Below are 3,602 nucleotides of genomic sequence, written 5' to 3' on the forward strand. Positions count from 1 at the left end.
GCCCCCACCCCGCCCGCCAAGCTCGACGTCCTGGAGCTCATGGCCGCCATCGGCACCGCCCAGTGGCGGGACTTCTCCGCCGCCGCCGGGCACCACGAGCTGACCGCCACGCAGGCCAAGGTCCTCTCCCAGCTGGCCGCGGGCCCGCTCTCCATGCGCGACCTGGCCCAGTGGCTGGACTGCGACGCGTCCAACATCACGGGCCTCGTGGACCGGATCGAGCGGCGGGGGCTGGTGCGCCGCGAGCCGTCCCCCGCGGACCGGCGGGTCAAGACCGTGCACCTCACCGAGGAGGGCCGCGGGACGATCCGCCGCGTACGGGCGGAGATGCAGGCCACCCACACGGCGCTGGACACCCTCGACGCCGAGGAGCGGACGACGCTCTACGCGCTGCTCACCCGGCTGCGCCCGGCCATGGAGCACCCCGCGCAGCACCCCGCGCCCCGCTGAGCGCCCCGCACCGGCGCGGGCGCTTCACAGCTCCCGGTGCACCTTCGTGTTGGACGCCTGCGCGCGGGGGCGGACCACCAGCAGGTCGACGTTGACGTGGCTGGGACGGGTGACGGCCCAGGCGATGGTGTCCGCCACGTCGTCCGCGGTCAGCGGCTCGGCCACGCCCGCATAGACCCGGGCGGCCTGGTCGGCGTCGCCGTGGAAGCGGGTGAGCGCGAACTCGTCCGTCCTGACCATGCCGGGGGCGATCTCGATCACGCGGACCGGGGTGCCGACGATCTCCAGCCGGAGGGTTTCGGCGAGCACGTGCTCGCCGTGCTTGGCGGCGACGTAGCCCGCGCCGCCCTCGTACGTCCCGAGGGCCGCCGTGGAGGTGAGCACGACGACGGTGCCGTCGCCGCTCGCGGTGAGGGCGGGCAGCAGGGCCTGGGTGATGTTCAGCGTGCCGAGCACGTTCGTCTCGTACATCTGCCGCCACTCGGCCGGGTCCCCGGAGGCGACGGGGTCGGCGCCGAGCGCGCCGCCCGCGTTGTTCACCAGCACGCCGACCGGGCCGTCGCACGCCTGCGCGAACGCGTCCACCGCGGCGCGGTCCGTCACATCCAGGGGCCGGGCCTCGGCCTGGTGTCCGGCGTCCCTCAGCTCCTCGGCGAGCCCGGCGATGCGGTCGGCGCGGCGCGCGGTGAGGACGACCCGGTACCCGGCCGCCGCCAACTGCCGCGCGGTGGCGGCGCCGATGCCGCTGCTGGCCCCGGTGACGACAGCGGTACGGGGCGGGGTGGTGGGGTCGGTGCGCATGGGATCTCCTCGGGGACGTCGTGGCCCCGCCAGCGTATGCGGGCCTCGCCACGGGGTCCCGCCAGGGGCGCGGCTCCTACGAGGACGCACCCCGTTCCCGGCCCACGGCCAGCAGCAGCAGCGCGGCCGTCGCCAGGGCGGCGCCCAGCCACAGCACCGAGGACAGCGGTGCCGCGTCCACCACCCGGCCGCCGGTGAACGCGCCCAGCGCGATGCACGCGTTGAAGACGGAGGCGAACAGCGCGCCCGCCGGCTCCCGCGCGTCCGGCGCCGCGGCCAGGACCCACGTCTGGGTGCTCACCGACACCCCGCCGTACGCCACCCCCCACAGCAGCAGCACCGCGATCGCGAACGGCGTCACCGCGCCGCCCGCCGCCAGCAGGGCCGTCGACAGCGCGAGCCCGCCGCTCAGCGCCAGCAGCACCCGGCGCGGCGAGCGCGCGGCGAGCGGCCCCGCGCCGAAGTTGCCCGCGACGCCCGCCACTCCGTAGCCGAGCAGCAGCAGGCCGATCATCCCGGAGGAGATCCCGGAGACCTCCTCCAGCACCGGACGGACATAGGTGTACGCGGCGAAGTGCCCCGTCACCAGCAGCGCCAGGAAGGCGAGGCCGAGCCGCAGCGGCCGGTTGCCGAGGAGCCGGGTCAGCTCGCGCGGGCGTACCGGTGCCTGCGGCGGCAGCGAGGGCAGCAGCAGCGCCAGGGCCAGCCCGACCAGCGCCGCCAGGCCGGAGGCCGCGGCGAACGCCGTCCGCCAGCTCGTCAGTTCCGCCAGCATCGCGCCCGCGGGGACGGCCAGCACGGAGGCCAGCCCGATGCCGCTGAACACCGCGGCTATCGCGGCCCCCGCCGAGCGGGCCGGCACCAGCCGTACGGTCTGGCTCGCCGCCATCGCCCAGACCCCGCCCAGCGCGACCCCGACCAGCACCCGGGCGAGCAGCAGCACGCCGAGCGAGGGCGCGGCGGCGGTCAGCGCGTTGGCGGCGGCCAGCAGCCCGAGCAGCCCGACGAGCGCGGTGCGCCGGTTCAGCCGCCCGGCGGCCAGCGGCACGGCGGGCGCCGCCAACGCCGCCGTCACGCCGACGAGCGTGAGGGCGAGTCCGACGGACCCCTCGGACACGTTCAGGCCCGCGCTCATCGGGGTGAGCAGGCCGACGGGGAGCATCTCGGTCGCCGTGACGGAGAACGTGGCGCCGGTCACGGCGGCGACGGCCGGCCAGGAGCGGCGCGCGGGCCGTGCGCCGTCCGGCGCGCCGGGCCCGTCCCCGGCGCCGGTACGGGGGAGAGGGGTGGTGTCAGTCATGGTCCCAGCCTTCGGGCGCGGGCCGGGGGGAACAACGGCGAAGTCCTCATCCTTCTATGAGCGGGGCTCATCGACGCGCCAGGGCACCGGAGCCGAGCCGGGAGGACGAGGGTGGAGATCAGGGAGCTGGAGTGCTTTCTCGTGCTCGCCGAGGAGCTGCACTTCGGCCGCGCGGGCGAGCGGCTGTATGTCTCGCAGAGCCGGGTCAGCCAGTTGCTGCGGTCCCTGGAGAGCAGGATCGGCGCCCGCCTCGTCGAGCGGACGAGCCGCAGCGTGGCGCTGACCCCGCTCGGCGAGCGGTTTCTGCGCGGCCTGCGCCCCGCGTACGAGGAGCTGGGCCGGGTCGTGGACCAGGCGCGGACCGAGGCCCGGTGCGTCAGCGGGACGCTGCGGCTCGGTTTCCTCGGCAGCGCCAACCGCCGTACGACCGCCGCGCTGGGCCTCTTCCACGCCCGGTACCCGCAGGTCGAGACGTCCGTCGCCGAGATCACCATGGCCGATCCGTTCGGCCCGCTGCGGCGCGGCGAGGTGGACATGGGCGTCGTGCTGCTGCCCGTCGACGAGCCGGACCTGGTGCTCGGCCCGCGCTTCGAGCGGCAGCCGTGGACGCTGGCGGTGTCCTCGGCGCACCCCCTCGCGGCGCGTGCGGCACTGGACGCGGAGGAGCTGGCGCGCTGCCCGCTGATCGGCTCGGACGAGCCGGCGCCGGCGTACTGGCGGGACTGCCAGGCGCCGCCCGTCACGCCGTCCGGGCGGCCGGTCCCCGCCGGCCCCCGGGTGCGCACCCTGCAGGAGGGGCTGGCGATGGCGGCGGCCCGGCGCGGCGGCATGCTGCTGTGCCGGCCCACGGCCGAGGCGCACGCCCAGGCGGGCGTGACCTTCGTCCCCGTGCACGGGCTGCCGCCGTCGGAGCTGGGGCTGGTGTGGGCGAAGGGGGCGGAGACGGCGCTGCTGCGCGCGTTCGCCGCGGCGGTGGAGGACGTCGCGGAGGAGGGCCCCGTGACGGCGGCGGTGTGAGCGGGGGCGGGCGCGAGCCGGGGCGGTGCGAGCG

4 protein-coding genes are annotated in these 3,602 nt (G+C 76.8%); 2 read left to right on the forward strand and 2 right to left on the reverse strand.

Translation table 11 applies throughout. The annotated features are described in order from the left end of the window. Positions 1-450 (forward strand): MarR family winged helix-turn-helix transcriptional regulator (locus G5C65_RS33475; protein ID WP_241266243.1); only part of this gene is annotated, 450 nt, incomplete at its 5' end. Between the two features lie 24 nt (positions 451-474). Here G5C65_RS33475 and G5C65_RS33480 read toward each other — a convergent pair. Then, a complete protein-coding gene (locus G5C65_RS33480) occupies positions 475-1,251 on the reverse strand; it encodes an SDR family NAD(P)-dependent oxidoreductase (RefSeq protein WP_165302821.1) in 777 nt (258 codons plus the stop codon). 76 nt (positions 1,252-1,327) lie between these two features. Continuing rightward, positions 1,328-2,551 (reverse strand): MFS transporter, encoded by a 1,224-nt coding sequence (locus G5C65_RS33485; RefSeq protein WP_165302822.1) that lies wholly within the window; start codon positions 2,549-2,551, stop codon positions 1,328-1,330. Between the two features lie 111 nt (positions 2,552-2,662). Between G5C65_RS33485 and G5C65_RS33490 the strand changes: the two genes are divergently transcribed. After that, on the forward strand, positions 2,663-3,568 hold the full coding sequence (locus tag G5C65_RS33490; RefSeq protein ID WP_338146785.1) for a LysR family transcriptional regulator: 906 nt from the start codon (positions 2,663-2,665) through the stop codon (positions 3,566-3,568). Positions 3,569-3,602 lie beyond the last annotated feature (34 nt).

It is taken from the genome of Streptomyces boncukensis (genome assembly GCF_011045075.1).
GTDB lineage: Bacteria > Actinomycetota > Actinomycetes > Streptomycetales > Streptomycetaceae > Streptomyces > Streptomyces boncukensis.